5 protein-coding genes are annotated in these 3,936 nt (G+C 35.7%); 3 read left to right on the top strand and 2 right to left on the bottom strand.

Annotation, left to right across the window (positions count from 1 at the left end; translation table 11 throughout):
* Positions 1-87: 87 nt before the first annotated feature.
* Positions 88-1,380, bottom strand: coding sequence for an NCS2 family permease (locus H5072_RS13645; RefSeq protein ID WP_002961426.1), 1,293 nt, complete (start codon positions 1,378-1,380; stop codon positions 88-90).
* A gap of 118 nt (positions 1,381-1,498) precedes the next feature.
* Here H5072_RS13645 and H5072_RS13640 point away from each other — a divergent pair, with 118 nt between their 5' ends.
* From H5072_RS13640 to H5072_RS13630, 3 genes are all read left to right on the top strand, one after another.
* Positions 1,499-1,963, top strand: a complete 465-nt coding sequence (locus tag H5072_RS13640; protein WP_182693823.1) for a tetratricopeptide repeat protein — start codon at positions 1,499-1,501, stop codon at positions 1,961-1,963.
* Positions 1,964-2,261: 298 nt separating this feature from the next.
* Complete coding sequence (locus H5072_RS13635; RefSeq protein ID WP_002961428.1) at positions 2,262-2,696, top strand: SulA-like leucine-rich domain-containing protein; 435 nt, start codon at positions 2,262-2,264, stop codon at positions 2,694-2,696.
* A 38-nt stretch (positions 2,697-2,734) separates the two neighbouring features.
* The gene (locus H5072_RS13630) at positions 2,735-3,214 is read left to right on the top strand and encodes a YchJ family protein (RefSeq protein ID WP_024595938.1); all 480 of its coding nucleotides are present in this window, start codon (positions 2,735-2,737) and stop codon (positions 3,212-3,214) included.
* A 74-nt stretch (positions 3,215-3,288) separates the two neighbouring features.
* Here the strand turns inward: H5072_RS13630 and H5072_RS13625 are convergent.
* The coding region (locus H5072_RS13625) for a diguanylate cyclase (RefSeq protein ID WP_182693822.1) at positions 3,289-3,936 on the bottom strand (648 nt) is incomplete at its 5' end.

Below are 3,936 nucleotides of genomic sequence, written 5' to 3'. Positions count from 1 at the left end.
AAAAGAAATGGTAATTCTTTTATAAAAGCATTAAAAAAGCCTGCACAAATTAAATTTATGCAGGCTTTTTTGTCTATTTGTTAGTCATTAAGACAAAAATGCAAACTTGAAAACAAACAAGGCTGTTAATATCCAAACACTAATACTGATTTGATCTTGCTTACCACACAATACTTTTACCGCCGTATAAGATATAAAACCAAGTGCAATACCGTGCGCAATCGAAAACGTTAATGGTGTCATTAGTAATACCACAGTAACAGGAATTGCATCGGTCATATCATCCCAATTTACAAACTTTAAATTTTGTAACATCAGTACAGCGACATATAAAATAGCACCTGCCGTAGCATAAGCCGGTACCATTTGTGCAAGCGGTGCAAAAAACATCATTAGTAAAAAGCAAATACCTACAACTACAGCCGTTAAGCCAGTACGTCCGCCAACAGAAACACCAGCAACCGATTCTATATACGATGTAGTCGTAGACGTGCCTAGCATCGCACCTGCAATTGTTGCAGAGCTGTCAGCACTTAGTGCGCGCCCTAAACGAGGCATGTTACCTTTTTCATCAGCTAAACCAGCTTTTTGAGTGACCGCAACTAATGTACCCGAAGTATCAAAAAGATCGACAAACAAGAATGCAAAAATAACACTCATCATTGATATATCAAAAGCGGCGGCAAAATCTAGTTGCATAAAAGTAGGCATTATTGATGGTGGCATAGCCATAACACCGTGATATTCAACTAGCCCTAAACTTAGTGCAATGCCAGTCACTAATAAAATACTAATAAGTACACCGCTTTTAAAATCGCGGTATAAAAGCGCTGCAATTACAAAAAAGCTTAATATAGCCAATAATGGGCCTGGGGAAGTAATGTCGCCCAATTGCACTAATGTTGCTGGGCTTGAGACAATAATGCCTGCATTTTTAAGGGCAATTAAGGCTAAAAAAGCACCTATACCTGTTGCGATAGCTCGCTTGAGCACCAGAGGTATGGCATTAATAATCCATTCTCTGACTTTAAATAAGCTTAAAAATAAAAATATACAACCCGACATAAAAACAGCCCCTAATGCGGCTTGCCAGGTATAACCCATTCCTAATACGACGCCATACGTAAAAAAGGCATTTAGTCCCATGCCAGGCGCTAATGCTAATGGATAATTAGCCCACAAACCCATTATAAAACAGCCTATCGCAGCTGCTATACAGGTAGCTACAAATGCAGCCCCTTGGTCCATCCCTGCTTCAGCAAGCATAGCCGGGTTTACAAATACAATGTATACCATAGTGATAAAGGTCGTTAGGCCAGCAACGCATTCGCGTTTAACTGTTGAGTTATTTTCGCTGAGTTTAAATAAGGCTTCAAACATAATAAACTTGTGATAGTAAAAAGTGACGAGATTTTAACATAAAAATTATCTTTTACAGGACATTTTACCTTGCTATATACTAAACTGTTAAAGTAGTTAAAATAATAAATGAACCAATATGCTTAAAACAACACCTTGTGAGCAAGACTTAGAGCAACAGCTAGACAACATTTTAGGTTTTGTTACTCAACCAGAAAGCAGCCCCGCGCCCATTGATAATAAAAAAGATGAGCAAAGTACTATTAATAAAGCCCTATATTATTTAAAAAATAATCAAGCTCCATTGGCTGCAAAATGGATGCGCCTTGCTGCAATGGCAGGGAACCATAGAGCACAGTTTTATTTAGGTTTATTTTTTGTAAAAGGTGAAGGCGTGCCACAAAGTGTATTTCATGCTGTAGCTTGGTTGAGCTTAGCGAGTAGCCAAGGATACGCACCTGCCACTGCAGCGGTTACAGATATACGCAAACATATCGAAACTAAGCGATTTAAAGATGCTCAATGTTATGCAGCAAGTTTGTACGAACAAATCCACCAACTCCAGTTTTCTCATATGATCCCTCGCACCAGTGAAGACACATAAACCAACTAAGTTATAAGTACTGTATACAGTGTTGAAAAATACTGTATATAGTTACAAAGATACTCCTACTCAGTATAAAACCCACAAATTAAAACATTACTCAAAAATTTATTTTTGAAATACCTTCTCAAAAACAAACCTATAACAAGTTGATTAATAAAGAATTATAGATTTAAAAATAAAAAACAATGATCAAAGGCTGAATAACTGTACAAATAAATAGCATAAAATGCTTGCACGAAAGCACTGTATAAACTACTGTATATGAATACTGTATAAAAACCCAGTGAGTGAAATTATGTTACAGCCTATTACCGTAAGAACAGTTAAAAGTTACCAACAAGACGAGCAAAGCGATTGCGTAAATTTGATCCAAATTGAAGATGAAATTTCAGCGACCTTTGAGCTTTTAAAAGTATTACACCAATACAATAGCTCTAATGCATGGACGTTACTAATTGCGCCAGATCATGTACCTAGCAAAGCTTTACTTGACTCATGCTCTATTGATACAAGCAAATTACTTGTTATTAGACAGAAGCACCTAGTAAATTTAGAGTATGTATTAAATTCTGCGTTACATAATGGAAACTTTGCAGCGGTAATTACCTGGACCGATATAGTTAATAACCAACTACTTACAAATCTATCGTTCGATTTAAGTAAAACGAATACAAAACTATACTGTTTTACTAAAAACGCTCAAACAACAGAGATACCACTCGCTCAATAAGCTTGTTAAACTAATGTTTTAGATTCTGTATTATTATTATGACTTCACTCAATACCACATTATGTTTTTGCAGCAGTGGGCACAATTATGCCGATTGCTGCGAGCCGCTTCACTTATCTGTAAAGCAAGCTGACACTCCTGAACAACTTATGCGCTCACGATTCAGCGCTTATGTTATTAAAAATGCAAAATATGTTTATCAAACCTACGCAAAAGAAAAACAAGCTGAGAATCCGGTTAAAGAAATCAATGATTTTGCTAACAGCTGTCGATTTATAAATCTTGATTTAATTGACTCAAGCCATGATGGCGATACTGGAACTGTAGAATTTAAAGCCCAATATTTTTATCAAAACTTATTTTGTGAGCTTCATGAAAAATCGCAGTTTATTAAAGAAAACACTCAATGGCGTTATTTAGATGGCACTATATATCCTGTTGAAGATATTAAAGTAGGCAGAAATGATAACTGCCCATGCGGTAGCAATAAAAAGTACAAAAAATGTCATAGCATGTAATAAATAATCTTATTTAATATTTATCACCTAAAAGGTGTTTTTAAGTGGCAGAGTGATTTATTAGCTAACTAAACTTAAAAACACACTTTGTTACGCCCTTGCATTTTAGACTCATACATTTTTTCATCTGCGATCTGCAACGTGTTTTTGTTATTTACGTATGGTTGTAGGGTTGCACCGCCAATACTAATAGTCACAAAATCATATTCTGAATATTTGTGTAATATTCCTAAATCGGCCACATTCTGTTTAATTTTATCAGCAACACAAATTGCACCTTCAGTGCTTGTATGCGGTAGAACAACTACAAACTCTTCGCCGCCATAACGCGCAACAAAATCGGTTGGCCTTTGCAAACTATTAGTAATAGTTTGTGCTACTAGGTTTAACACCGTATCCCCCTGCACATGACCATAGATATCATTGTATTGCTTAAAATAATCTATATCGATGAGTAATAATGCATAGTCAACTTTTTCTCGTAAGGCGCTTCGTTCCATTTTAGAAAAATGTGCATCAAAATAACGTCGATTGAATACTTTAGTTAAATCATCTAAAAATACTTTTTGATTGAGTAAGTCGTGTTGTAATTTTAACGTTATATGGGCACGAACCCTTCTAAATAGTGTTTCTTTTACAATCGGCTTTTTAATAAAATCAACAGCTCCGGCTTCCCAACACTCTTCTTCTTCGTTTTCAAAGGATGTAACAAAAATAACTGG

The organism is Pseudoalteromonas sp. SR45-5 (genome assembly GCF_014163565.1).
Classification (GTDB): Bacteria; Pseudomonadota; Gammaproteobacteria; order Enterobacterales; family Alteromonadaceae; genus Pseudoalteromonas; species Pseudoalteromonas distincta.
Note: the sequence above shows the minus strand (reverse complement) of the source record. Positions and strands in the feature narration are given on the sequence as shown.